Origin of the sequence: Streptomyces sp. NBC_01314, from assembly GCF_041435215.1 — a bacterium.
GTDB lineage: Bacteria > Actinomycetota > Actinomycetes > Streptomycetales > Streptomycetaceae > Streptomyces.
The window spans coordinates 10,321,002-10,346,700 of sequence record NZ_CP108394.1 but is presented as its reverse complement, the minus strand read 5'-3'; the positions used below and the strand labels follow the sequence as shown (position 1 = coordinate 10,346,700).

General features: G+C 70.7%; 21 protein-coding genes and 4 pseudogenes. 9 read left to right on the top strand and 16 right to left on the bottom strand.

Going from position 1 to position 25,699, the window contains the following annotated elements:
- Positions 1 to 112: 112 nt before the first annotated feature.
- From OG622_RS45505 to OG622_RS45490, 4 genes are all read right to left on the bottom strand, one after another.
- Positions 113 to 937 (bottom strand): universal stress protein, encoded by an 825-nt coding sequence (locus tag OG622_RS45505; RefSeq protein WP_371582985.1) that lies wholly within the window; start codon positions 935 to 937, stop codon positions 113 to 115.
- A 148-nt stretch (positions 938 to 1,085) separates the two neighbouring features.
- Complete coding sequence (locus tag OG622_RS45500; RefSeq protein ID WP_371582983.1) at positions 1,086 to 1,529, bottom strand: pyridoxamine 5'-phosphate oxidase family protein; 444 nt, start codon at positions 1,527 to 1,529, stop codon at positions 1,086 to 1,088.
- A 15-nt stretch (positions 1,530 to 1,544) separates the two neighbouring features.
- A complete protein-coding gene (locus tag OG622_RS45495; RefSeq protein ID WP_371582981.1) occupies positions 1,545 to 2,219 on the bottom strand; it encodes a helix-turn-helix domain-containing protein in 675 nt (224 codons plus the stop codon).
- 19 nt (positions 2,220 to 2,238) lie between these two features.
- Entirely contained in the window at positions 2,239 to 3,306 is a 1,068-nt protein-coding gene (locus OG622_RS45490) for a zinc-dependent alcohol dehydrogenase family protein (protein WP_371582979.1), read from the bottom strand.
- A gap of 276 nt (positions 3,307 to 3,582) precedes the next feature.
- On the opposite strand from OG622_RS45490, the gene OG622_RS45485 reads away from it, so the two are divergent.
- The gene (locus OG622_RS45485) at positions 3,583 to 3,954 is read left to right on the top strand and encodes an STAS domain-containing protein (RefSeq protein ID WP_371582977.1); all 372 of its coding nucleotides are present in this window, start codon (positions 3,583 to 3,585) and stop codon (positions 3,952 to 3,954) included.
- Between the two features lie 6 nt (positions 3,955 to 3,960).
- Here OG622_RS45485 and OG622_RS45480 read toward each other — a convergent pair whose 3' ends face one another.
- Positions 3,961 to 4,962: a hypothetical protein gene (locus OG622_RS45480; protein WP_371582975.1), complete on the bottom strand. Its 1,002-nt coding sequence runs from the start codon at positions 4,960 to 4,962 to the stop codon at positions 3,961 to 3,963.
- A 318-nt stretch (positions 4,963 to 5,280) separates the two neighbouring features.
- Between OG622_RS45480 and OG622_RS45475 the strand changes: the two genes are divergently transcribed.
- From OG622_RS45475 to OG622_RS45460, 4 genes are all read left to right on the top strand, one after another.
- On the top strand, positions 5,281 to 5,862 hold the full coding sequence (locus OG622_RS45475) for a hypothetical protein (protein ID WP_371582974.1): 582 nt from the start codon (positions 5,281 to 5,283) through the stop codon (positions 5,860 to 5,862).
- 228 nt (positions 5,863 to 6,090) lie between these two features.
- Positions 6,091 to 6,567 (top strand): hypothetical protein, encoded by a 477-nt coding sequence (locus tag OG622_RS45470; protein WP_371582972.1) that lies wholly within the window; start codon positions 6,091 to 6,093, stop codon positions 6,565 to 6,567.
- A gap of 195 nt (positions 6,568 to 6,762) precedes the next feature.
- Positions 6,763 to 7,224 carry an OsmC family protein gene (locus tag OG622_RS45465; RefSeq protein WP_371582970.1) on the top strand — a complete coding sequence of 154 codons (462 nt, stop codon included), beginning with the start codon at positions 6,763 to 6,765 and terminating at the stop codon, positions 7,222 to 7,224.
- A gap of 43 nt (positions 7,225 to 7,267) precedes the next feature.
- Positions 7,268 to 7,963, top strand: coding sequence for a universal stress protein (locus tag OG622_RS45460; RefSeq protein WP_371582968.1), 696 nt, complete (start codon positions 7,268 to 7,270; stop codon positions 7,961 to 7,963).
- 86 nt (positions 7,964 to 8,049) lie between these two features.
- Here OG622_RS45460 and OG622_RS45455 read toward each other — a convergent pair whose 3' ends face one another.
- From OG622_RS45455 to OG622_RS45440, 4 genes and pseudogenes are all read right to left on the bottom strand, one after another.
- On the bottom strand, positions 8,050 to 8,547 hold the full coding sequence (locus OG622_RS45455) for a flavodoxin domain-containing protein (protein ID WP_371582966.1): 498 nt from the start codon (positions 8,545 to 8,547) through the stop codon (positions 8,050 to 8,052).
- A gap of 19 nt (positions 8,548 to 8,566) precedes the next feature.
- Positions 8,567 to 9,301 carry a CBS domain-containing protein gene (locus OG622_RS45450; protein ID WP_371582964.1) on the bottom strand — a complete coding sequence of 245 codons (735 nt, stop codon included), beginning with the start codon at positions 9,299 to 9,301 and terminating at the stop codon, positions 8,567 to 8,569.
- Positions 9,302 to 9,314: 13 nt separating this feature from the next.
- Positions 9,315 to 12,008 (bottom strand): GNAT family N-acetyltransferase, encoded by a 2,694-nt coding sequence (locus OG622_RS45445; RefSeq protein WP_371582962.1) that lies wholly within the window; start codon positions 12,006 to 12,008, stop codon positions 9,315 to 9,317.
- 220 nt (positions 12,009 to 12,228) lie between these two features.
- Positions 12,229 to 14,612: pseudogene (locus OG622_RS45440) on the bottom strand (phosphoketolase).
- A gap of 47 nt (positions 14,613 to 14,659) precedes the next feature.
- Between OG622_RS45440 and ppk2 the strand changes: the two are divergent.
- Positions 14,660 to 15,463, top strand: a pseudogene (gene ppk2, locus OG622_RS45435) (polyphosphate kinase 2).
- 14 nt (positions 15,464 to 15,477) lie between these two features.
- Here the strand turns inward: ppk2 and OG622_RS45430 are convergent.
- The 4 genes from OG622_RS45430 to OG622_RS45415 form a co-directional block, all read right to left on the bottom strand.
- Positions 15,478 to 16,365 (bottom strand): universal stress protein, encoded by an 888-nt coding sequence (locus OG622_RS45430; protein ID WP_371582961.1) that lies wholly within the window; start codon positions 16,363 to 16,365, stop codon positions 15,478 to 15,480.
- 5 nt (positions 16,366 to 16,370) lie between these two features.
- Complete coding sequence (gene adhP, locus OG622_RS45425; RefSeq protein WP_319069384.1) at positions 16,371 to 17,393, bottom strand: alcohol dehydrogenase AdhP; 1,023 nt, start codon at positions 17,391 to 17,393, stop codon at positions 16,371 to 16,373.
- A 22-nt stretch (positions 17,394 to 17,415) separates the two neighbouring features.
- The gene (locus OG622_RS45420; RefSeq protein WP_086746873.1) at positions 17,416 to 18,321 is read right to left on the bottom strand and encodes a universal stress protein; all 906 of its coding nucleotides are present in this window, start codon (positions 18,319 to 18,321) and stop codon (positions 17,416 to 17,418) included.
- A gap of 178 nt (positions 18,322 to 18,499) precedes the next feature.
- A complete protein-coding gene (locus tag OG622_RS45415; protein WP_371584424.1) occupies positions 18,500 to 19,129 on the bottom strand; it encodes a hypothetical protein in 630 nt (209 codons plus the stop codon).
- Positions 19,130 to 19,360: 231 nt separating this feature from the next.
- Between OG622_RS45415 and OG622_RS45410 the strand changes: the two are divergent.
- Positions 19,361 to 20,620, top strand: a pseudogene (locus OG622_RS45410) (SulP family inorganic anion transporter).
- Between the two features lie 247 nt (positions 20,621 to 20,867).
- A pseudogene (locus OG622_RS45405) lies at positions 20,868 to 21,881 on the top strand (nitrilase-related carbon-nitrogen hydrolase).
- A gap of 192 nt (positions 21,882 to 22,073) precedes the next feature.
- Here OG622_RS45405 and OG622_RS45400 read toward each other — a convergent pair.
- The gene (locus tag OG622_RS45400; protein WP_086746877.1) at positions 22,074 to 22,409 is read right to left on the bottom strand and encodes a hypothetical protein; all 336 of its coding nucleotides are present in this window, start codon (positions 22,407 to 22,409) and stop codon (positions 22,074 to 22,076) included.
- Here OG622_RS45400 and OG622_RS45395 point away from each other — a divergent pair.
- Positions 22,408 to 22,635 (top strand): hypothetical protein, encoded by a 228-nt coding sequence (locus OG622_RS45395; protein ID WP_086746878.1) that lies wholly within the window; start codon positions 22,408 to 22,410, stop codon positions 22,633 to 22,635. The two genes, OG622_RS45400 and OG622_RS45395, sit on opposite strands and share 2 nt — an antisense overlap.
- A 14-nt stretch (positions 22,636 to 22,649) precedes the next feature.
- Here the strand turns inward: OG622_RS45395 and pflA are convergent, their stop codons facing one another.
- A complete protein-coding gene (gene pflA / locus OG622_RS45390) occupies positions 22,650 to 23,396 on the bottom strand; it encodes a pyruvate formate-lyase-activating protein (protein WP_086746879.1) in 747 nt (248 codons plus the stop codon).
- Positions 23,393 to 25,651, bottom strand: a complete 2,259-nt coding sequence (gene pflB / locus OG622_RS45385; protein ID WP_086746880.1) for a formate C-acetyltransferase — start codon at positions 25,649 to 25,651, stop codon at positions 23,393 to 23,395. The genes pflA and pflB overlap by 4 nt, the downstream gene beginning before the upstream one ends.
- Positions 25,652 to 25,699: the final 48 nt, after the last annotated feature.

Below are 25,699 nucleotides of genomic sequence, written 5' to 3'. Positions count from 1 at the left end.
CGGCAGCTGCTGCCGGGAGGCGCACGGCCGATCCCGGAACGGGCACGAGGCCTGACCCGACCGCACCGGCGTCGCCGTCCGCATCGCGGGCGCCCGGGTCGCCGCCGCCCGGTCATCCGGGCACGACGACCACGGGGCAGTGGGACCGGTGCAACAGGGTGTGCGCGACCGGTCCCAAACGCGTTCCCGATCCGCTGTGCCGGTGCGCGCCGATGACGACGACCGCGGTCTCCCGCGTGGCCTCCAGCAGCGAATGCGCCGCGCCGGTGCGAACCGTACGGGTCTCGACGTCGACGGCCGGGTGCTGCTCCCGCAACCGGGTCAGGGAGAAGCGCGGTACGGCCTCCTCGGCACGGCCGTGCCGGGCGAGCCGCTCCTGTCCCGGGCTCGTCGCGGGCACGAGCGACGGCAGTTCGGGGGCGACCTGCTGGTGGGTCCAGGAGTGCAGGACACGCAGCCGGGCACCGCGCCGCTCGGCCTCCTGGAAGGCGTAGGCGGCCGCATCCGCGTCCGCGTCGCTCTCCAGGCCGAGCAGCACATCCCTGCCGTCGTCGCACGGATGATCCCCGCGTACGACCAGCAGCGGGCCCCGCACCTGCGCGGCCAGCCGCAGGCTCACCGAGCCGAACAACAGGCCGGTGAGCCCGCCCAAGCCGCGTGTGCCCACAACGGTCAGGACCGCGTGTTCGCTCTCACCTACCAGCGCCCGCATGGTGCCGCCCTCCGCGGCCGCTGTCACGACCGGCAGACCCGGGTGCCGCTCGCTCACCCGTGACGCCGCGGCCCTCAGAACGGGTCCGGCCTCGTCCCGGTCCTGCACGGCGTACACGACGCGCAGGCCGACTCCGCGGCGAACCGCCTCGTCCGCGGCCCAGTCCAACGCCCGTACGGCGACCAGCGAACCGTCCGTTCCTACGACCACATGTTGGAGAGTCATGACTCCTGCTTCCCTTCGGGTGTCGCGGCGGCTTCGCAGTCCACACTCGCCCTCCACGGACGCTCGGAGCAGGGCCCGCCAGGACCCGACGCAACGCCGAACGGCCCCTCGTCGAGGGGCCGTTCGACTCCATCCCGGTGACGGTCCGTCAAGACGCTGGAAGAACCACGCCGTACAGGGTGATCCCGCCGACCAACTCCCGCCCGGTCACCAGTTCGGGCTCGATGCGGACGAAGACCTCCTCGGGCGAGGGCACCCAGGAGCGCGGACCGGTCCGGGCCAGCCGCTCCTGCTCGGCGGGGTCGGTCACCACGGCGGCCGAGCCGGTGACGACGACGCTCCAGCCGGAGTGGGTGGCCGCGTCGACCTCGTCGGCCTCGAAGGCGACCACCGTCCCGTCGATCGCCCGCACCAGCTCCGAGACCGCCGAGGTACGCAACAACACCGAACCGTCTTCGTCCAGACCGAAGTTGACCGGCAGAACCGCGGGCAGGGCCTGGCGCGTGTGGACGACACGGCCGACGGGTACCTTCGCCAGCAGCCGCAGGCACTCCTGCCGTTCGAGTTCCCTGAATCCGTCGTTGGCGTACATGAGGAACAACCCCCGTCACGCCGTGATCCGGCGCCCGGTGAGGGCGAGCGGGTCGATGCGCACCCACACGTCACGTTCGCCGCCGGCCCAGGGCAGGCTGTACGCGCGCTCCGTCAGACGCCGTACGTCGTCGGGATCCGTCACGGTCCGCGCGTGGCCGCGCACCAGAACGCTCCATCCCTGGCTGAACGCCTCGTCGATGCGGTCGACCTCGAAAGCGACGTGGCAGCCGGCCGCCTGCGCGGGCGTGGTGCCGTCCGCGGTACGGAAGACGACCGCGCCCTCGACCACGCTGTAGTTGACGGGGACGATGACCGGCCCCGACACGGTGGGCACCGCGACCCGGCCCACGCCGTGCGTGGCGAGCAGGGTCCGGCACTCCTGTGTGCTCAGCTCGGTGAACTCGGGGTGCGGGCTCGCCCGTCCGGGGCCCGGCGGCAGATCGACGGCGCCGCCGGTCAGATCCCGCACGGTGGTGTGCAGGGCCCCGGCCAGCCTGAGGAGGGCGCTCATGCCCGGTGCCGTGGCGGGCTGTTCCTCCAGGTACTGGAGATAGCCGGGTGCCATGCCCGCTCGTTCGGCCGTTTCCCCTCGGGACAGCCCGAGTTCCTCACGTCGCCGGGTGAGGCGACGTCCGAGGTCACTCTTCGGGTGTCCCTCCACCCCGCTCGGTTCCACCTGCTCGACCATGGCCCATCGCTTCCTCTCGTCAGGCCGCACGGACGGCGACCTCGTGCTGCGGCCCGCCGAGCACCACCTTGAGCGCGCCGGTGTCGGCGGCCCGGGAGAAGACGTCGTACGCCTCCTCCATGCGCTCCAGCGGGAAGGTGTGGGTGACCATCTCCGCAGTGGGCAGCCGGCCGGCCGCCGCCATCCGCAACAGCGTGGGCGTCGAGTACGTGTCGACAAGCCCGGTCGTGATGGTCACGTTCTTGATCCACAGGTCTTCGAGGTGCAGGGTCGCGGGCTTGCCGTGCACGCCCACGTTGGCCACATGTCCTCCGGGGCGCACCATGCGTGTGCACAGTTCGAAGCTCTCCGGCACGCCCACCGCCTCGATGACGACATCCGCGCCGAGTCCGTCCGTGAGGTCGGCGATCAGCTGCTCCGGGGCTTCACGGGCGTCGGCCACGGCATCGGCGCCGAGCCGCTTGGCCGCCTCCAGCCGGGTGGCGGCCAGGTCGACGGCGACGATCCGCTCGGGCGAGAACAGCCGGGCCGTGGCGATCGCCGCCAGTCCGATGGGGCCGGCGCCGACGACGGCGACGGTGTCTCCGGGCCGTACCCGCCCGTTGAGCACACCCACCTCGTAGGAGGTCGGGAAGATGTCGGCAAGCAGTACGGCGTCCTTGCTGTCCACCGCGCTGGGCAGTGCGTGCACGGACAGATCGGCGTAGGGGACCCGGACGTACTCGGCCTGGGTGCCGTCGATCAGGTGGCCGAGGATCCAGCCTCCGCCGCCCCGGCACTGCCCGTACATGCTCTCCCGGCAGTAGCGGCACCGCCCACAGGCGCTGATGCAGGAGACCAGGACCCGGTCTCCCGGCCGCACGGTGCGCACGTCGCTGCCGGCCTCGACGATCTCGCCGACCGCCTCGTGCCCGAGGACCGTGCCCGGGCGTACCTCGGGTACGTCGCCCTTGAGGATGTGGAGGTCCGTCCCGCAGATGGTGACGGTGTCGACCCGCACGATCACGTCGGTGGGTTCCTTGATGCCGGGATCCGGAACCTCCTCCCAGGCGGACTGTCCGGGGCCGTGGAAGACGAAGCCCTTCATGACGCACCTCTCCCTCGTGTTCTCCTGCGGGTCTCGGGTCCCGGCGGTTCGGCGACAGTCGGTAGGGCCGAGCGTCGCGCGACGGACGCCGGGATTGCCCCGCAGGTCCAGCTTGTTCCACACCCGTGTGCCTCGCTTGGGCCGGTCGGTACCCATCACCCGGCCGTTCGGGGTCGTCGCCCGGCCAGGAACGGGCCTCGAAACGCCGTTCGGGCCGGGGCCACAGGGGCCGATCGGCCCTTCCGTTCGTGTCGCCGAACGCGCTTTTCTCTCACCATGTCCAAGTCCCGCATGGAGTCCGTACCGCACCTCGCGGAACTACCCGCCCTCGGGGCGACCGTCCTGGAACTGCGTGGCGAGGTCGACCTCGCCACGGTGCCGTCTCTTTCGGCACGCCTCGACACACTGACCGCACACGGCCAACCCGATCTGATACTCGATCTCCGCCACGTGTCCTTCATCGACTGTGCCGGCCTGGGCGTGCTGTGCCGGGCGCGGAACCGGATCCTGGCACGCCAGGGCCGGCTGCGGCTGATCACCGACAGCAGCAGTTTCCTGCGGGTGCTCCACCATGCCGGCCTGTCCAGCTTCTTCGAAGTGCACCCTCACCTGCCCGAGGGGCGGACGCTCACGACAGCGACGGGCTGACCGGGCCTACCCCTTCGGCCGCTCCTCCCCGAACACCGGACCCGGGGCGCTCCGAGGGGTGACGGCGCCCTGCGGACCGTGTCCGAAACGCATGAGCAGCTGCGCGTGACCGGTCCGGTCGGGCACAGGGCTCAGCGATTCGCGCAGGTCGGGCCACTCCAGCGCCTGATGCAGCAGAGACACGCGCAGGCCGTGGGCCGTCGCGAGGAGCCAGACGTGCTGGAGCGCCTGCCCGGCGCGCAGCCAGTCGGCACGGCGGTCGTGCTCGGTGGCCAGCACGGCGATGACCGGGTCCTTCTCGAAGGGCTGGGCGATGAGCCGCTCGGGATGGCGTTGGGCGGTGAAGTCACGCACGGGGAGGTGTTCGCGGGCGTCCTGCGGGCCGAGTGCCTTCCGCGGCACGCCCACATCGCGGGCCGGGTCCAGCTCGTGGTTCACCCAGCGGCGGCCTTCCGTCGCACGGTCGGCGTCGAGACGGTTGCGCTGCTCGGCCTCCGCGGTCAGCCGAAGGAGACGGTCCGCCTCAGTGGCCTCGGCGAAGGTGAGCCGTGCGCCCTCCGCACGGGCCGCCGCGCCGAGTTCCGCGCGCAGGTCGGGGAGAACCGGCATGCCGCAGAAGGGGAACCGGCTGCTGTGCCTGCGCCAGATGGCCGCGTAGAGGTCGAGGCTCCGCCGCCCCTGATGCGGGTCACCGGGCTCCGTCGGACGAACGGTGGCGAACAGACCGGGGTTCTCCGGGCAGGGCAGCAGCCGCGTCACGGGCGCCCAGCCGAAATGGGTCAGCGCGACCCGCAGGTTGAAGACACATGCCCCCGCCGACAGGTACAGCGCCCGGCCTGTCGGATCGGTGTGCCTCAGGCCTCGCTCGGGAGCGGCGAACACCTGGAAGGTGACCGTGGCGGGATCCAGCCGAAACCGCCACGGCTGCGTGTTGTGGATCGAAGGCGCGGCGACCGCCGCCGAGACGCAGGTCTCCAGGATCGCGGCGTCCAGGAATGTGCTCGTCATGACGCCCTCCTCGCGCACCGGATCCGAACGGCCGATGCTGTCCTCCGAGCGTGGACCCACCCACCCGGGCAGGGTCAGGGCCGATGGTCCCGCGCCCGGGGCCAGGAAGCCTCCGGAACCCCGACCCGACCGGGTCCGTGACAGCCTCCCGGCCTTGAGGCACCCACCCGCCCTCTCGGTTCAGGGCTGAACGTCCCTTCTTCGACGGCGAGTTGACCCCGACCGGCCCACCGGCTCCGCCCGATGGGCCCATGTCCCGTCCCTCCTCCGGCTGTCACCTTCGGGAATGTCACGAACTTCAGGAGGAGGTGCGGACCGATGCACGGCAGCAGGTGTACGAGGAAGCGGTTCTGGCGGTGGCGGAGCAACCCGTTGCGACGGCACGACGACATCGTCGAAGCCTGGATCGTGCTGGCCGTGTGGGCGGTCATCGCGATAGGGGGCGCGGTCGCCGGCCTGGTGACGGCCCACGCCGCCGACGAGGTGTTCGCCGGACAGCGCGCCGAGCGCCGTTCCGTCCGAGCCGTGCTGCTCGCCGACGTCCCCCCAGCCGTTTCGGCGGTCAGGGGAGCGAGCGGACAGTCGGTGGCGAAGGTCAGCTGGACGGCCCCCGACGGCGCCACCCGCACCGGCGAGACACTGGTGCGCGCGGGGCTGACGGCCGGATCCGGGGTCGTCGTCTGGCAGGACGACCGCGGCGAACTCGCCACCGAGCCGATACCTCCCACGGACGCGGCCGTCGAGCCGGGCATCCTGGGTGCGGCGGCGGCACTGGCCCTCTCCGGGATCGCCTTCGGCGCCGGGGCCGCCGCACGATGGCGGCTCGACCGGCGGCGTATCGACCGGTGGGGCAGGGAGTGGGACCACGTCGGCCCGCGCTGGAGCCACAAGACCGGCTGACGCCCGGAATTCCGTTCACCCACGGTCGCGTTCAGGGAATCGCTCGACGACCCCGCTCATGAGGCGGGGCGCCGGCCGTTCCGCGGTCCCTGCCCTGCCCGCAGTCTTGCTCAGAGGCCGAACGGACCGGACGGACAAGCCACTTGGCCCTCGTGCCCGCCCCCTCACCACGCTGTACTCGAAAGTGAGCACCCAACCGTCGTGCTCCAGACAGGGCAGGAGAGTTCCATGACCACGACCCGCGCGCTCCGCCGCCTCGCACCGGGCGCCACGGTACCGGCTCCCAGGCAACCCGCCTCGGCCATACCGCCCGGCACCCCTTCCGAGGCTGCCGTGCCGACCCGCGAGGGCAGCCCACAGTCCGTCGTCGGCCACGTCGCCGACTTCTACGGCGCGTACACGGACGCCCTACACGACCTCGGTCGCGGACAGTTGGCCCACGCGCTCCGCCACCACTACCTCACCACCGAGCTGTGCGCCGGCCTGATCCGCTGGGAGGCCGCTCACCGAGGGGACGGCGTGCTGCGCGCCAAGGGTGTTCCCATCAGGTGGAGCGTCGCCTACAACGACAGCGGCATGGGCCATTGCTGGAGCCGTGTCACCCTCACCTGGGACGACCCCGGGCACGAGATCCACCACACGCGCCTGCTGGTCCGCTCCGACCTCGCCTCACGGCGTATCTCGGATATCTGGACCGACGAGTGACCGACGCGCTGTTCCCGCCGGGCACCCTGCGTGCGGGTCACACCGAATGCCCGAACGCCCCTGCACCAGGGCCGGTCGTCACCCATGGGGGACGACCGGCCCATCTCCGTCAGCGGGATGTCGCCGGACGATGAGAGTACGAAGATGCGGGCTCCTTGAGCCGAGCAGTCCGCGACAACCGCAGGAGGTGCGGTGATGAACAAAACCTCGCCCGCCCACGACTCACAGGTCCCGCGCCGCGGCCGAGCCGTCGCGCGGCCACCCGGACGCGTGGAGGTCACCCAGCTCAGGAACCAGGCGTTCGCGGTCTTCGTACGCGACCACGAACTCACCGTCGACCAGCCGGCCGAGGCCGGCGGCGACAACGAAGGGCCCACCCCGGTAGAGCTCTTCGTCGCCTCCCTGGCGTCCTGCGTGGCCTACTACGCGGGGCGCTTCCTCCAGCGCCACCACCTGCCGTACGAACGTCTTCGGGTCAAGGCCGACTTCACCATGGCCGACGACCGGCCCGCCCGGGTCGCGTCCGTACGCATGCGCGTCCTGCTGCCGGTGGAGCTGAATCCGGACCAACAGCAGGCGCTGCGCGCGGTGGTCGGCCACTGCACCGTGCACAACACGCTGCGGCAGCCTCCCGAAGTCACGGTCGAGCTCGGCTGACCTGCGAGACGGCATCTCTCCTGATGCCGGAGAGGCGGACGTCATGGACCGGACGATCGTTGCCCGTATCGACCGATCGGATCACGAGGGTGTGGTGGCCGGCTGGGCCGCCCATGAGGCACGACTGCGTGGACTGCCGCTTCTGACTGTCGACCATCTGCGAGCCAGCATCCTGGGCCAGGCGAAGATGGTCGTCCTCGGCATGCCCGGAGAGGGCCGTGCCGCCGGTCCCACACGGGAATCGGCCGCTCTCGCCGTCGTCGGAGCGTCCTCCTGTCCCGTCGTGCTGGTGCCGGACGATCCCGGCCTCGGAGCCCTGCCGCACCGCCGACACGAGGTCGTGCTCGGCGTGGACGCTCGTGAACCGGCGGCGGCAGCCATCGACTTCGCCTTCGAAACCGCTCTGACGACGCACGTACGTCTGCGCGCCGTGCATGCCTGGAGCCTCCCCTCCTGTGCCGCCGAACTGCCCTTCGGCATACCGGAGGAGGACCGGGGCGCCTGGGAGGATCACGAGGTGCAGCTGCTCGCCGACGTGCTGCGGCCGTGGCGCGCGACGTACCCCGGGGTGCGGGTGCTCGAAGACGTCGTCCTGTTCGCCCCGGCGCATGCCCTGATCCGCAACTCGGCGAGTGCCGCGCTCATGGTGGTCGGACGACGTGCCGGCAGCGGGTCGGCAGGCATCACACGGGCCCTGCTACGGGATGCCGAGTGCCCTGTCGCCGTGGTGCCCTGGTAAGCCTCATGCCCGAATGCGAACCCGAATGCGAACAAAGGCCGGGACCGCGCCGACCGATCGGCGCGGGCCCGGCAGCACCGTCCCTTCTACGCTCGTGCCAACTCACCCGCGATGCGCTTCGCCCACGCCTCGATCTCGGTGAAGTCCCGGAAGTCGCCGCCCTTGCCGGAGGAAATGATCTTCCGGGCGATGAATCCCTTCGCGCCCTCTTCGAGGCAGCCCCCGAAGGTGACGTGTTCCCTGGCGTCGAGCCGGACCATGGCCCTCTTCACGCCGGGCACCGGCGGGATGTCCCGTTCCGAGGCCGAGGCGTCGAGCGGGCCGCTGCTGAACATCCACAGCGGGCGTCCGGCCAGTGCGCGACGGTGACGGCGGAGGAAGCGGCGGGCGTCCTTCTGCCAGCGCCCGGCGTACACACCTCCTCCGACCACCACGGCCTCGTACGACGCCACACTCGCCACGGACTCGGCGGGCAGCACGTCGACCGTCAGCCCGTCCTCGCGCAGAACCTTGGCCACGGCCTCGGCGATCTCCGCGGTGGATCCGTTCGTCGTTCCGTAGGCGACCAACACGCTGCTGGGCATGGCGATCCCTCCTCTCACATCAGAGCTTGCGAAGCCAGTCGTCGGCCACGCCGTGCACGGCCGGCTCGTCGGGGCGCAGATGCGCGTCGTCCAGCCGGTAGGTGAGCTGGTCGACCACGCCGACCACTCCGTCGATCTGCCGGGTCATGGAGACAGCGATCTCGGTCTCGGTCCTGCGCTCCATGTGGCCGGCCAGCGTGACGACGCCTTCCGTGACGGAGACGTCGACGCCGCTCGGCGCCAGCCACAGCGTGCGAACCAGCACTTCGTCGATCACCTCGGTGCGGATCTCCGCGTCGGGCCGCAGGAAGACCTGAAGCAGGTCGCGCCGGGTGACGATGCCGACCAGCCGGTTCTCCTCGTCCAGCACCGGCAGCCGTTCCACGCGCCGCTGTGCCATGGTCCGGGCGGCCTGGACGATGGTGTCCTCGGCGTGCGCGACGACAGGCGGCTCGGTCATCAGGTGTCCTGCGGTACGGGCCTTCGCCTTCACGGCCTGCCGCCTGGCACCGCGCGTCAGACCGGCGAGCCCGAAGCGGTGCCTCGGCGGTTCGTACGGGTCCGGGGTCGCCGCCTGCCGGACCATCAGATCCGTTTCGGAGATGACTCCGATGACGTGGTCGTCCTCGTCGACGACGGGCAGTCCGCTGATGCGGTGGTCGGCGAGAAGCCGCGCCACCTCCTTGAACGGGGTGCCGTACTCGGCCCGGACGACCTCCGTCGTCATCACGGAGCCGACCTTGTTGTGCTTCATGTCCGTTCCTTCCTCACCGAAGTCGGCGCAGATAGGGGTCCTGGGGCCTGCGGGGCAACAGGCGCAGCCGTGCGTCGAGCACGCTGACTCCGCCCGGTGTCGCGAGCACGGGGTTGAAGTCGGCCTCGGCCAGCTGCGGCAGGTCGCTCGCCATGCGGGACAGCCGCAGCAGCAGCTGTTCGAGGCCGTCGAGATCGACCGGTCCGCTGCCGCGCGCGCCGAACAGCAGAGGGGCACAGCGCGGGGCGGTGATCAGGTCGCGTACGTCATGGTCCGTAAGGGGGGCGAGCCGGGCGGCATGGTCGGCCAGTACCTCGGTGGCGGTCCCGCCGAGCCCGAACAGGACGAGCGGGCCGAAGACCTCGTCCTGGACGACGCCCGCGAACAGCTCGGTGCCGCGCGCGGCCAGCGGCTGGACGACCACTCCGGTCATCAGCCCCGCGAACCGTGTCTCGAAGTCCCGGAAGGCGGCGCGTACTTGGGAGTCGCCCTGGAGGTCGAGGTGGACGGCGTGCTGCTCGCTCTTGTGCACCAGTCCCGGCCAGTGGGCCTTCATGACGACCCGTCCGTCGGTGCCGCGCAGCCGGTCGGCGGCGGTGACGGCATCGTCCTCGGTCTCGGCCCAGGCCCAGGGCAGTTGGGGGATGCCGTAGCAGGACAGGAGGTCGGCGCAAGTGCGCGGGTCGAGCCAGCCGCCGTCGGTGTTCGCGGCGAGGTAGTCGTCGACGACCGTGTGGGCTCGCTCGGTGTCGACGCCTTGGAGGTCCGGGATCGTTCCGGCGGGGCGGCTCAGCCAGGCCGCGCGCTGTGCGGCATGGGCCAATGCCCGTGCTGCCGCCTGCGGTTCGGCGTACGAGGGAATCGTGCCGCCGTCGGGGGTGGGCAGCAACCGGACCGGCTCACCCTGTTCCAGACGTATCGCGGCGACCGGTCGCGCCCGGCGTGCCGGGGCACGGGTCAGGGCCCGAATCAGGTCGTCGCCGGTCGCCTCTGCGACCGCGGTGGGAACGAGGGCCAGCAGGACGGCGTCGATGCCCGGGTACCCCAGGATCCGGTCCACGCACTCGCTGAGCTGCTCTTCCGTCACCGCCGCGGTGGCGTCCACGGGGTTGCCGACGGCGGCCCCGTCGGGCAGTACGGCGAGCAGGTCGTCGACGGCCTCCGGGGTGAACGGAGGGAGCGCGAGCCCGGCCTCCGCGCAGGCGTCGGCCGCGAGGACACCGGCGCCGCCCGCGTTGGTGACGATGGCGACGCGGGTGCCCGTCGGGAGCGGCTGGGAGTGCAACAGGGCAGCGGTTTCGAGGAGTTCGCCGACCGAGCGGGTCGCGGTGATGCCGGCCTGGGTGAACAGTGCCTGCCGGGTCATGGTCCGGGTGGCGGCGGCAGCGGTGTGCGAGGCCGCCGCGCGCCGCCCCGCGCCGGTGCGGCCCGCGTCGACCGTCAGCACGGGGAAACGGCGGGTCGCCCGGCGGGCGGTACGGGAGAAGGCCCGCGGATTGCCGAACGACTCCAGGTGCAGCAACGCGATCTCGGTGCGGCCGTCGCTCTCCCACCACTGGAGCATGTCGTTGCCGCTGACGTCGTACTTGTCGCCGAGGGAGGCGAAGGTCGAGACGCCGATGCCGAGACGGGAGAGCCCGTCGAGCAGCGCGATGCCGACGCCACCGGACTGCACGGCGACACCCGCCGTGCCCGGGCGCGGATGCTCGGCGGCAAAGGTCGCGTCGAGCCGCAGTCCGGGTTCGGTGTTGGAGATGCCCAGGCAGTTGGGGCCGACGAGACGCATGCCGTACATCCGGCAGGCCGCCAGCAACGCCCCGGCCTGGACGCTGTCCAGTCCCGCGGAGACGACGAGCAGCGCCCGCACTCCGGCCTTGCCGCACTCCTCTGCGGTGACCGCGACGGCCGCAGCGGGCACCGCCACGATCACGAGATCGGGGGTTTTGGGCAGCGCGCCGACGGAGGGATGGGACGGCACACCGAGGATCGAGGTGACACGCGGATTCACCGCGAACAGACGCCCGGTGAATCCGCCCGCGTGCAGATGGTGCAGAACCGCCCGGCCCACCGACCCCGGCCTGCGTCCCGCTCCGACGACGGCGACCGTGTGCGGGCGCAGCAACGGCTCCAGGCTGGCCACGTCGGCGGTCCGGCCGCGCGCCTCGACGGCCGAGAGGTAGGTCTCGTCCTCGTCGAGCGCGATGGCACAGCTCGTCTCCGGGCCGTCGAAGCGCCGGTCGATGTGCAGGCCGAGGTCGGTGAAGAGCCGGAGCACCTCGTGGTTCTCGCGCAGCGCGTCGGCCGTGAAAGTGCGGATACCCTCCGCCCGGGCCGCCGAGACCAGGTGCTCGACAAGCAGTGTGCCGACCCCGCGGTGGTGCAGTCCGTCGGCGACGGCGATGGAGATCTCGGCCGAGTCGTCCGCGCCGACGGCGTCGTACTCGGCGAGACCGACCACCTGCCCCGTCACCTCGGCCAGCAGGGCCCGGTATCCGGTTCGTGCCGGTGCGCAGGCCCGGTCGGCGGCCATGACGGCCGACCGCCGGCTCGCCGCGAAGAACCGCAGACGCAGGTTCTCCGGGGACATCTCCTCGTAGAGCCCCTGCAGCTGATCGTGGTCTCCCGGTGTCACGGGACGTATGCACACGGTGGTGCCGTCCGACAGCAGGGCGTGGACAGGGGGGCGGCTGAGTACGTCGTGCGTCATCGCGGGTCTCCTCCAGGCCTCTCGACACCTTGAGCATCCAGCGGATCGGCGGGTGATCCCATGGGCTGTCCGGGGCTCGACCGGGGGCCGGTCGGCCCTAAATCCTGCTGGTCCCCGGTCACGGCGATCGACGGTTCGGAGCGCAAGGATTCGGAGCGCAAAGAGCGGTACGGCCGTCCCCACGAGCCGCGGGGCACAGCCGTACCGCTGTTTGTGCGTCTCAGGCGTTCCAGGTCCAGTCGGCGACCTCGGGCAGGTCGGTGCCGTGTTCGCGGCTCCAGGCGTGGTGGCGGGTGCGGGCGTCGGCCATCGTCTGGCGTACGGCGGCGGCGCGCACGGCGAGGCCGGGGACGCGGTCGATGACGTCCATGACGAGGCGGTAGCGGTCGAGGTCGTTGCGGACCACCATGTCGAAGGGTGTGGTCGTGGTGCCGGACTCCTTGTAGCCGCGTACGTGCAGGTTGTGGTGGCCGGTGCGGCGGTAGGCGAGGCGGTGGATCAGCCAGGGGTAGCCGTGGTAGGCGAAGATCACCGGTTTGTCGGTCGTGAACAGGCCGTCTTACTCGAAGTCGCTCATCCCGTGCGGGTTCCTCGCGCGGTAGCAGCCGGGCCAGGTCGACGACGTTCACGACCCGGACGGCCAGTTCAGGCAGGTGACGGCACAACAGCTGTGCGGCGGCGAGGACTTCCTGTGTCGGGACGTCACCGGCGCAGCCCAGCACGACATCCGGTTCGCCGCCGTTCTCGGTGCCCGCCCAGTCCCAGATCCCGGCGCCGCGGGCGCAGTGGGCGCGGGCCTGGTCCAGGGACAGCCAGTCGAAGCAGGGCTGTTTGCCCGCGACGATCACGTTGACGTAGTCGCGGCTGCGCAGGGCGTGATCGGCCACCGACAGCAGGGTGTTGGCGTCCGGCGGCAGGTACACCCGGACGACCTCGGGGCTCTTGTTGAGGACGTGGTCAACGAAGCCGGGGTCCTGGTGCGAGAAGCCGTTGTGGTCCTGGCGCCAGACATGGGACGTCAGCAGGTAGTTGAGGGAGGCGATCGGGGCCCGCCACGCCAACTCCCTTGATGTGCGCAGCCACTTGATGTGCTGGTTGACCATCGAGTCGACGATGTGGACGAAGGCTTCGTAGCAGGAGAAACAGTCCGTGCCGGCCGGTGAGGAGATAGCCCTCCAGCCAGCCCTGGCAGGTGTGTTCGGAGAGGATCTCCATCACCCGGCCGTGCCGGTCCAGGTGCTCGTCGACCGGCAGGTGTTCGGCCTGCCAGGCCTTGCCGCTCGCGTTGAAGACGGCCTGCAGCCGGTTGGAGGCCGTCTCGTCGGGGCCCACGACACGGAAGTCGCGCCGTTCCGCCGTGTCGTGCATGACCTGTTCGAGGAAGTCGCCGAGGATCCGGGTGGGCTCGTGCAGGGTGACGCCCGGTTTGTCGACGGGGACGGCGAAGCGGTCGAGGGACGGGATCGGCAGCTCGCGGACGAGCAGCCCGCCGTTGGCGTAGGACGTGGAGCCCAGGCGCTTGGCGCCCTCCGGGACGCACGCGAGGACGTCGGCGGTGGGCCGCCCGTCGGCGTCGAAGAGTTCCTCGGGGCGGTACGAGCGCAGCCAGGCCTCCAACTGCCGCAGGTGGCCGGGGTTTTCGCGCACTCCGGACAGCGGCACCTGGTGCGCCCGCCAGGTGCCTTCGACCGGGACCCCGTCGACCTCGGCGGGCCCGGTCCAGCCCTTGGGTGTACGCAGCAAGATCACCGGCCAGTGCACGCGCTCGGTCACGCCATCCTCGCGGGCCGACGCCTGGAGCAGTGCGATGTGCTCCAGCGCCTGGTCGAAGGCGGCGGCCATCGCACGGTGGACCTGCATCGGGTCGTCGCCGGTGACATGGATGGGAACGTGTCCGTACCCGCGCAGCAGCTGGTCGAGTTCGCTCTCCGGGAGGCGGGACAGCACGGTCGGGTTGGCGATCTTGTAGCCGTTCAGGTGCAGGATCGGCAGGACCGCACCGTCGTGGAGGGGATCGAGGAACTTGTTGGAATGCCAGGCGGCGGCCAGCGGCCCGGTCTCCGCCTCCCCGTCACCGATCACGCAGGCGACCAGCAGATCCGGGTTGTCGAACGCGGCACCGTACGCGTGCGCGAGCGAGTAGCCGAGCTCGCCGCCCTCGTGGATCGAGCCGGGTGTCTCCGGTGCGACATGGCTGGGCACGCCGCCGGGGAACGAGAACTGCCTGAAGAGCCGGTCCATGCCCGTCGCGTCGCGCGAGACGTCCGGGTAAGTCTCGCTGTAGCTGCCCTCCAGCCAGGAACCCGCGAGCACCGCCGGCCCGCCGTGACCCGGCCCCCATACGCACAGCGCGTCGAGACCGCGCGCCTTGATCACCCGGTTGAGATGCGTGTACACGAGGTTGAGGCCGGGCGAGGTGCCCCAATGGCCCAGCAGCCGCGGCTTGATGTGCTCGGGCCTGAGGGGCTCGGTCAGCAGGGGGTTGGACATGAGGTAGATCTGGCCGGCGGCGAGATAGTTGGCGGCCCGCCAGTGGGCGTGCAGGGTGCGCAGTTCGTCGTCGGTCAGTACGGTGCTGCTGTCCTGGTGTTCGACGCTGGGCATCGTGGCTCCCTGAGTCATCGACGTGGGTCTCGGACGGTGTAGGCGGCATGGCCGGCAAGAAGGCGGCGACCCTGCCGCGCAAGGTGTACGAGCCGGAGCTGCTGCGGCTGCAGACGGAGCTGGTGAAGCTTCAGGAGTGAGTCCGGGCGGAGGGCGCCCGGCTGGTGGTCGTGTTCGAGGGCCGGGACGCGGCGGGCAAGGGCGGCACCATCAAGCGTGTCGCGGAACATCTCAATCCGCGAGTGGCCCGGATCGCCGCACTGCCGAAGCCGACCGAGCGCCAGCGCACGCAGTGGTACTTCCAGCGGTACGTCGAGCAGCTGCTGGCGGCCGGGGAGATCGTGCTGTTCGACCGCTCCTGGTACAACCGGGCCGGTGTCGAGCACGTGATGGGCTTCTGTACGAAGGAGGAGTACCAGCTCTTCCTCCGCCAGTGCCCGATCTTCGAGCGGATGCTGATCGAGGCGGGCATCGTACTGCGCAAGTACTGGTTCTCGGTGAGCGACGAGGTCCAGCAGGAGCGGTTCCGCCAGCGTCTCAAGGACCCGACCCGGCGCTGGAAGCTCTCCCCGATGGACCTGGAGTCGATCACCCGCTGGGAGGCGTACTCCCGCGCCAAGGACGAGATGCTGGTCCACACGGACATCTCCGAGGCGCCCTGGTACGTCGTCGAGAGCGACGACAAGCGCCGGGCGCGCCTCAGCATGATCGCCCACCTGCTGAGCACGGTCCCCTACCACGAGGTCCCGCCGCCGGTGCTTGAGCTGCCGGACCGGCCGCCGTCGACCGGGTACATGCGCCCGCCGCGTGATCTGCAGACGTACGTCCCCGATCACGCGGCGGGCCTCTGACCCGGCCACAGTCCTCACGCCCGCTGGGGCACGACGGCGACGGGGCAGGCGGAGTGGTGCAGGGCCGCGTGGGCGGCCCTGCCGAGCTGGAGCCCGTGATGCCCGTGCCGTCGGCGGGCGCCGACGACCAGGAGATCGGCGGTGGCCGAGGCCTCCACCAGCACTCTACGGGCGGGTCCTTCGACGGTCTGCCGGCGTACCCGCACCGACGGATGCGCCGCGGCGGCGGCGCGCAGCGCCTCCTCCAGGACCTCCGCGGCCTGCTGCTCGTGCAGGTGGGCGGGCTCTCCGGCGAGCAGGGGATGGTCGACGGTCTCGTGTGCCGGGCACCGCCAGGCCCGTACGGCGCGCAGCGTCGCGTCCCGGTCGGCCGCCGCCCGGAAGGCGAAGTCCACGGCGGCCGGGTTCGGCTCGGCGCCGACGCCGAGCACGACGCGCTGCTCGGTCCGGATCCTGGGCCGACGCTCGGGGCCGCAGCCGACCACGATCACCGGGCACTCGGCGCGGCCGGCGACCGCGAGGCTCACCGAGCCGAGCAGCAGCTCGGTGACACCGCTGCGACCACGCGTGCCCAGCACGAGCGCCGAGGCGTCGCGTCCCTCGCGCAGCAGCACGGTCACGGGCCCCTCGGGCAGCACCTCGGTGGTGACCTTCACGTCCGGCTGACGGCGGTGAGCGCGCTCGGCCGCGGCCTCGACGATCGTGTCGGCCAGTATCTGCTCGGTGGTCCTGCCGAGGCCGTGGGCCAGGGCGCCGCCCTCGTACCGCTCCCACAGCGAGGCGTACACCAGCCGCAGCGGCACTCCGCGCAGGGCGGCCTCGTCCGCCGCCCAGTCCACGGCCCCGTAGCTCTGCTCGGAGCCGTCGACGCCCACGACCAGGGGCAGCTCCGTCACGGTCATCCTCGTCACTTCCCAGAGCCGAGGTCGAAGACGATGCGGGCCTTGACCGTGCCGCGCAGGACGTCCTCCATGGACTCGTTGACGGTCGCGAGGGGGCGCGTCTCGTAGATGACCTTCGTGCGGCCGGCCGCGTGCAGCTGAAAGACCTCCGCGAGGTCCTGCCGGGTGCCGACGATCGACCCGATGACCGAGGTGCCGCGCAGAACGGTGTCGAAGATCGGGACCTGGATCGTGCCGTGCGCCGGAAGAGCCACCATGACGAGCTTTCCGCCGCGCCGCAGCCCGGAATTGGCCGCCGCGAACGCCGCCTCGTTCACCGCGAGCGCGATGGCCGCGTGCGCCCCGCCGTGCCGCTGGAGCACCTCGCCGACGTCCTCCTTGCGGGCGTCGATGACGATGTCGGCGCCGAGTTCCGTCGCGAGCCGGAGCTTCTCGTCGCTGACGTCGATGGCCGCCACGGTCGCCCCGGCGATCTTCGCGTACTGCACGGCGAGGTGTCCGAGCCCGCCGATGCCGGAGACTGCGACGAGCTGCGAGGGCTTGACCTCGGCGACCTTGAGCGCCTTGTAGGTGGTGACGCCGGCGCAGGTCAGCGGGGCGGCTTCGAGGGCGCTGATGCCGTCGGACACCGGCTGGGCGTAGTCGGCCCACGCGAGCATCTTCTCGGCGTATCCGCCGTCGCAGCCGTACCCGGTGTTGATCTGCTGCTCGCACAGCGTCTCCCAGCCGGACAGACAGTGCTCGCACCGCCCGCACGCCCTGCCCAGCCAGGGCACGGCGACCCGCTGCCCCACGGCGAGGTGGGTGACGCCGTCACCGAGCTTCTCGACGAGGCCGACGCCCTCGTGGCCGGGCACGAACGGCGGGTTCGGCTTGACCGGCCAGTCGCCGTGGGCCGCGTGGATGTCGGTGTGGCACAGCCCGGAGGCCTCCACCCGGACCCGGACCTGGCCGGGGCCGGGCTCGGGGTCGGGGCGTTCCTCGATGACCAGGGGCTCACCGAACGCCCGTACGACCGCTGCCTTCATGATGTCTGCTCCTCGGGGTGGGTCAGCCGTGCGCGACGACGGCGACGGGGGCGGTGGAATGGTGCAGGACGGAGTGGGTGACGGGGCCGATGTGGACGCCGAAGGGATTGCGGCGGACACGGCGGCCCACGACGACGAGGGATGCCTCGTGGGAGGCGTCGACCAGGTGGTTGGCGGCCTGGCCGAAGCGGGACTCCTCGGTGACGATGACGGCGGGGAACTTCTGCCGCCACGGGAGCAGTACCTCGGCCAGGGTCTCGGCCTGCTGCCTGCCGAGTTCGGCACGGAGGCCGGGGTCGGCGGAGAGGCCGTAGACGTAGTAGGGCGGCGGGTTCCAGCCGTGAACGACCCGCAGGGAGGTGTATCGGCGGGCGGCCTCGGCGAAGGCGAACTCGATGACGGAATCATCGGGGCCGTCGGTGTCCAGGCCGAGGACGACGGGCCGGAAGGGAGCGGCGGCGGACGGGATGCCCGCCGGGTCCAACTCGTGCTCGTCGGCGGCCTGTTCACCGGCCCGGACGAGGACCACGGGCTGAGTGGCGTGTGCCACGACGATCATGGCGACGGAGCCGACCATGAAGCCCCCGATCCCGCTCATGCCGCGTGAGCCCAGGACGAGCAGTTCGGTGTCCTCCGGCAGCCGCGAGAGAACCTCACTGGCGCCGCCGGGAATCTGCTCGGCGGTGATCTCGACCCCGGGGTGGCGCAGACGCAGCCCCTCGGCGGACTCACGCGGAACGCGTTCACTCCAGTGCTGCTGTGTCTCAGGGCCGAGGAGTGGGGCCTGCGCCATGGGCGCCGGGACCGGCTCCCAGACGTGGACGATCTTCAGCGGCAGTCCGCGCAGCGCGGCTTCACGGGCCGCCCATTCGGCGGCGGCACGGCTTTCGGGCGAGCCGTCGAGGCCGACGGTGATGGTGCGGGGCATGGTCTCCAACTCCCGGATCGAGGAGGCCGCCCGAATCGGGGGCCTGATTCCAGCGTCGTGGCGAGAGGGTGCGAGGGGCAGGGGCCGCAGGTCCCCTGCCGGGGCCGACCGGCCCTACGGGCCTGCGGGGCGGCAGAGGACGGCGGGGCCCGTGAGGACCCCGCCGCCCCTCCCGCGGTCAGTGCAGCCAGTGGTTGCGGCTGACGAACGGGAGCTTGGCCCACTGCTTGCCGAGGCCCCAGGTGACACCGGCACCGGCCGCCGCGAGGGCGATGAGGACGACGGCGTAGATGAGGTGGTAGTCGGCGAACGGGTTGGTCGACATGCTCAGCGACCCGTCGGACAGGTGCTTGGCCGGCGGCCACTCGGCGATCCACAGCAACGCCATCATCACGGTGCCCGCGACGGCGGCGAGCCGCAGCGCGATGCCGCTGACCAGGGCGATGCCGATGCCCAGCAGACCGAGCATGAACAGCCAGTTCGCCCAGGCGTCCCCGGCCCAGGAGTGGAACGTGGACTCCATCGGCCCGACGGCCACGTTGCCCAGGAAGCCCATGGTGGGCGAGCCTCCGTCGATCCAGCCCTTGCCGGACGGGGTCGCGTAGCCGAAGCCGAAGGTCTTGTCGAGGAACGCCCACAGGAAGACGAACCCGGTGAGCAGGCGCAGGGAGGCGAGGACGTACGCCTGCACGGTGTGCGTGTCGGTGCGTGCCGACACGGCGGACTCGGAGGCGGAGGCGGTCCGGTTCCTGCGCGGGGACGGCAGGTGGAAGCCCGGGCGCCGGTGAGGGTGCTCGTGCACGGCCATGATGGTGATCCCTTCGGGGACGGTCGGGGCGGTGCCTGACACCACTTACTCTCGCGGCGTGGAGCGTGCGTCGCCTGATGCCGAAGGTCCGGGACCGGAGGGCTGAACGGCCCGGTTCCGAGGGCCTGTTGGGCGGCGGGACGCGGGCCCGGATGTCCCTCGGAACGGCCCGGCTCCTCGCGGTCGGCCGTCCATGCGTGGATCATGAGGTCCTTCGGCAGAAGGAGGCCCATGTCCAACAGCTCGGGCAGACCTGTTCCGGTGTGGCGCCGGCTGACGCCGGGGCTCGGCGTGCTTCTCGGCTACCGGCGCGCCTGGCTGCGCGGCGACCTGCTGGCCGGGGTGACGGTGGCTGCGTCTCGTGCCGCAGGTGATGGCGTACGCGGGTGTGGCCGGTCTGCCGCCGGTCGCCGGGCTGTGGGCGATCCTGCCCGCGCTCGTCCTGTACGCGGTGCTCGGTTCCTCGCGGTTGCTGTCGGTGGGGCCCGAGTCCACGACGGCGCTGATGACGGCGACAGTGATCGCCCCACTCGCAGCCGGTGACCCGAGCCGGTACGCCGTACTGGCCGCCACGCTCGCGGTCACGGTCGGGCTGCTGTGCGTCGCGGCCCGGGCGGTGCGGCTCGGCTTCGTCGCGGACCTGCTCTCGCGCTCGGTCCTGGTCGGCTACCTGGCGGGCGTGGCACTGATCATGATCGTGGACCAGCTGCCCAAGCTCACCGGGGTACGGACGACCGGCCCGGCGTTCTTCCCCCAACTGTGATCCTTCGTACGGAACTTGTCGCAGACCGACCTGCCCACGCTGCTCTTCGCCGCAGCTGTGCTCGCCTTCGTCTTCACAGTGGCCCGCCTCTTCCCCGCCGTCCCCGGCCCCCTGCTGGCGGTGATCCTCGCCACGGCAGCCGTGGCTGGCCTGCCCGGCTTCTCCGCGCACGGATCCTCACCGCACGGGCCTTCACCGACCGCCCCGGGCTCGACGCCAACCAGGAACTGCTCGCCCTGGGCGCGGCCAACCTCGGCGCCGGCGCGATGCACGGCTTCCCGGTGAGCAACAGTGCCAGCCGCACCGCGCTCACCTCCTCGGCGGGCGCCCGCTCCCAGGCGTACTCCCGACGACTACCCCGAGGCCGTACGATCCCCGGGCTGCTGGTCTACCGCTACAACTCCCCACTCTTCTTCGCCAACGCGGACAACTTCCACCGCCGGGCCCTGGCCGCCGTCGACGCCCTGCGCCTCGAACTGACCGGCCGCGGCATCGTCTTCGCCCTCGCCCGCGTGAAGCAGGATCTGCGGGAGGATCTGGACGCGTACGGCCTGACGGAGTCCGTCGGAGCCGACGTGATCTTCCCCACGGGAATTCTGTTCATGAAAGCCGGCCTGGACGCCTGTAGGAATCTGAGGTACTTGAGCACTCCGACCTGGAGCGTTGCGGTAGTCGAGCACAACCCGTCCGCCCGGCGGCGCCGGTACTCGAACAGAGGCTCAGACTGAGGGCGCCCGGATTCCAAGCCCTCGGATTCCATCCCTGCTGGTCATGACAGCGGCCATCGGATGTTCCCTGTGGACGGCCAGTCCCAAAGTGACGTTCTGTAGCGGGTAGGGCTCTCGGGCGATCGGGTGTCGCCTTGATGCCCGCCTGGTGGACGCGCTGCGCTGCCAGGGTTCCTCCCCCGGCGGTGTCGTATTGGCCTCAGGTCTGATGGCCAGGCGGGATGCGTGATCGCGTCGGCCTGGTGGGGTGTCTGGCAGCGTGCCGGCTCGTTCTTGCTGGGGTGGCGGTCGCACGGATCGCCGATCACGGAAAGACCGGTCGTTGAAGACGCAGCCTGTTCGTGTCGTGTTCCGCTCCGCGCTGCGGACTCCGCCTGCTCCTGGCGAGGGGCTGAGGGTGGCCCTGTACCAGGGCCAGGGGCCGGTCGGAAGCCCTGAGGCGGTACGACAGAACCTGGAGCGGCTGGCCGAGGTCACCGCACTCGCTGCGGACTACGGCTGCCAGGTGGTGGTGTTCCCGGAGAAGTACACCACCGGCTACGCCATCGGCCCCGATCAGTGCCGGGAACTGGCAGAACACCGCGAGGGTCCTTCGGTCGAGCGGGCCCGGCTGGCGGCCAAGGAGAACGGTCTCGCAGTACTCCTGCCCTACCCCGAGCGCGACGGCACCAGTTTCTACGACTCCATCAGCGTCATCGCTTCCGACGGTCAAGTAGTGGCGAACTATCGCAAGACCCACCTGTAGGGGGCAGCTGAGCGGCGCAACTACTCCTTCGGTCAGGAACTGCCGCCCGTCGTCTCGTTGAACGATGTCAAGGTGGGCGTCCTCAACTGCTACGAGTGCGAGTTCCCGCCGCTCTACCAGTACCTTGCCGAGCGGGGAGCGAAGATCGTACTCGGCCCCACAGCGGCCGATGGCCACTTCCGCCTGAGCGACGGGACGATGAGCCAGGTGCCCTACCAGGACGCCACCCGCCACATCATCCCCGCCATGGCCAGCATCTGGCGGCTGTTCGTCGCCTACGCCAACCGCCGCGGCTGGGAACAGGTTCCGGCAGGCTGCTGGCAGTACCAGGGGAACTCCGGTATCTGGGGCCCCGACGGCGAGCCCCTGGTCGCCGCCGACCCCGAAGACCGCCAACACGACTGCCTCCTGATCGCCGACTGCCTCTCCGCCTCCGTCCCGCCTTTCAGCCCCGAAGGCCACCACCCCACCGACAACCGCCTCGCCCTCGCCCCGGCCCTGCGCCCCGCACACTGAGAACGGGCTCGATTACTGAAGTGGATCGGTCCCCTACAACGCCTTCTCGCCGACCGAGCCATCCGGCAAGGCCGAACTGGTCCTCCGCACTCTGCAGTCCGCGCACCGTCAGGTAGCCGATGCGGACTTTGACGCCCGTAAGGCACTGCATGCGTTTGTCCGCCTGGTCACGTTGAAGGCGGCCCCGCACGATCAGGACGAATCACGTGGAACCCCGTATTGGCAGCTTCGCGAGGCCCTTCGAGCTGACGGCTTCGATCTGTCCCGGAGCATGAGACGACCAAGGGCGCGTGGGGCGAACCCGTGGAATGCCTCGTAGATGTCAGGCTGCTGCCGCTGGACGAACCTCGTGTCCCACTGAGCAAGGAGATCACGGCACTGGAGAACGACTTCGACCGCCTCAGCCTGACCGTCGCCAAGAACTGCTACCGCCAGGCTGTGGACAACCTCGTCGAGCAGCGTTTCGAAGCGGTGAACGGCCAGTTGCGTGCCATGTTCGAGGCCGTCGTCGTCCACATAGGCCGCCATGAAAGGCTTCTCCACCAGCCGCCAGGGCGCGAGAGGAGCCGCGATCAGCTACCTCGTCAACCAGGGGCTGCTGCCGCCCGACGACGGCGGGGACTTCGTGCGCGGGCTCTGGCAGATCACCCACACCAACGGACCGCACCCGGGCACGTCCGACGCCGGAGAGGCACGTTTTCGTCTGCAGGCCGTGACCAGTGCTGTCCGCTATCTGCTCGACCGTTTCCCGTAGGACGACCGAGCCGCTCAGCAGGCGCGCAGTCCCCGTGCACGGAACTGTTGTCGTACCCGCTGGACCAGTTCGGGCTCAGGGCTCGGGCTGTCACGCAGCGGGAAGGGGATGCCTAGGGCCTCGTACTTCGCGGCGCCCAGCTTGTGGAACGGCAGGACGTCCACCCGGTCGACGTGCCCGAGACCGGCGGCGAACCGGGCGAGCCCGTCGACGGCTGCCGGGTCGTCGGTCCAGCCGGGGACCAGGACGTAACGGACCCACATCGGGATGCCCAGCCGGTCTAGGCGGGTGGCGAAGGACAGGGTGGGGGCGAGCCGGCCGCCGGTGAGTTTCCGGTAGGTGGTGACGTCGAAGGACTTGATGTCGATCAGGACCAGGTCGGTGTCGGCGAGGAGTTCGTCGGTGGCGCGGGAGCCCAGGAACCCCGAGGTGTCCAGGGCGGTGTGCAGCCCCGCCTCCTTGCAGCGGCGCAGGATCTCGCCGGTGAAGGCGGACTGGAGCAGCGGCTCTCCGCCGGTGAGCGTCACCCCGCCGCCGGCCGTGGTGATGAAGGCGCGGTACTTCTCGATCTCCGTCATCACCTCGTCGACCGTGGCCTCCCGGCCGTCGCGCATGTGCCAGGTGTCGGGGTTGGCGCAGTACAGGCAGCGCAGTGGGCAGCCGCTGACGAACAGGACGAACCGGGTACCGGGGCCGTCCACGCCGGTGGACAGGTCCCAGGAGTGGATCCGGCCCGTCACCGGCCTGGTCACGGTGTTCACAACGCTCCGTGGAAGGTGCGGCTGATCACGTCGAGCTGCTGCTCACGGGTCAGGCGGACGAAGTTGACGGCGTATCCGGAGACCCGGATGGTCAACTCCGGGTATTTCTCCGGCTGTTCCATCGCGTCCTCAAGTGTGGCGCGGTCGAGGACGTTGACATTCATGTGGAAGCCGCCCGAGGCCGTGTAGGCGTCGAGGATGCCGACCAGGTGGCCGGCGCGCTCGGCTGGCACGTGTCCCAGGCCCTCCGGTGTGATCGTCGTGGTCAGCGAGATGCCGTCGCGGGCCTGCTCGTACGGCAGTTTGGCGACCGAGAGCGCGGACGCGGCGACCCCGTGGCGGTCGCGGCCGTTCATGGGGTTGGCGCCGGGGGCGAAGGGCTGTCCGGCGCGGCGGCCGTCGGGGGTGTTGCCGGTGTGCTTGCCGTAGACGACGTTGGAAGTGATGGTCAGCACAGACTGGGTGTGCTCGGCATCCCGGTAGGCGGGGTGCTCACGCACCTTCGCCATGAATGCCTCGACCAGACCGACGGCGATGCTGTCGGCACGGTCGTCGTTGTTGCCGTAGGCCGGGAAGTAGCCCTCGGTGCGGAAGTCGACGGCGAGGCCGCCCGCGTCGCGGAACACCTTCACCCGCGCGTACTTGACGGCGGACAGGCTGTCGGCGGCGACCGAGAGTCCGGCGATCCCACACGCCATGAAACGGTGCACCGGATGGTCGTGCAGGGCCATCTCGATACGCTCGTAGGCGTACTTGTCGTGCATGTAGTGGATGACGTTGAGGGTGTTGACGTACGTCGCCGCCAGCCAGTCCAGGACACGGTCGTAGGCCGCCGACAACTCCTCGTAGTCCAGGTACTCGCCGCTCAGCGCGGGCGCCTCGGGAGCGATCTGCTCGCCGGTCATCTCGTCCCGGCCACCGTTGACCGCGTACAAGAGCGCCTTGGCGAGATTGACCCGGGCGCCGAAGAACTGCATCTGCTTGCCGACAGCCATCGCGGAGACACAGCAGGCGATCGCGGTGTCGTCCCCGGTGCACGGCCGCAGCAGTTCGTCGGACTCGTACTGGACCGCGCTGGTGTCGATGGACACCTGGGCGCAGAACTCCTTGAAGCCAAATGGCAGTTGGGGCGACCAGAGCACGGTGAGGTTCGGTTCCGGGGCGGGTCCCAAGTTGTACAGGGTCTGCAGGAAACGGAAGGAGGTACGGGTGACCAGCGGGCGCCCGTCGCTTCCGATGCCGCCGATAGACTCCGTCACCCAGGTCGGGTCGCCGGAGAACAGGGCGTCGTACTCGGGGGTGCGCAGGAACCGTACGATCCGCAGCTTGATCACGAAGTCGTCGATCAGCTCCTGAGCTCGGGACTCGTCGAGGATCCCCTCGTCCAGGTCCCGTTGGAGGTAGACGTCCAGGAAGGTGGAGGTGCGGCCCAGCGACATCGCGGCGCCGTTCTGCTCCTTCACCGCGGCGAGATAGCCGAGGTAGAGCCACTGCACGGCCTCGTGGGCGGTGGTGGCGGGGCGGGCGACGTCACAGCCGTAGGTGGCCGCCATCCGCGTCAGCTCGCCCAACGCCCGGATCTGCTCGGCGAGTTCCTCTCGGTCACGGATGACGTCCTGGTGCGACGGCTCGGTGTCCAGCCGGGCACGCTCCGCGCGCTTGTCCTCCACCAGGCGGTCGGTGCCGTACAGCGCGACGCGCCGGTAGTCACCGATGATCCGGCCCCGGCCGTAGGCGTCCGGCAGACCGGTGATGATCCCGGCCTTGCGGGCGGCCTTCATCTCGGCGGTGTAAGCGTCGAACACACCGTCGTTGTGGGTCTTGCGGTAGGTCCCGAACACCCGTGTCACGAACGGGTCGGGCTCGTACCCGTACGCCTTCAGCCCGTTCTCCACCATCCGCAGGCCGCCGTTGGGCATGATCGCGCGCTTGAGAGGGGCGTCGGTCTGCAGACCGACGATCAGCTCACGCTCACGGTCGATGTATCCGGGCGCGTGCGAGGTGATCGTCGACGGAGTAGCGGCGTCGACGTCGAGGATGCCCCGGCTCCGCTCCACCGGGAACAGCGCACTTACCGTCTCCCACACGGTGCGCGTACGGTCGGTGGGACCGGCGAGGAAGGCCGAACCACCCTCGTACGGCGTGTAGTTGGCCTGGATGAAGTCGCGTACGTCGATCCGCTTGCGCCAGGCCGCGCCGGCGAAGCCACGCCATGCCTCGGTTGCCCGGGTTCCGGCCGTCGTCGTTGCTGTCATCGCCGGTTCTCTCCCTCGCTTCGCACGGGAATGCCTTGCTTTCGATAC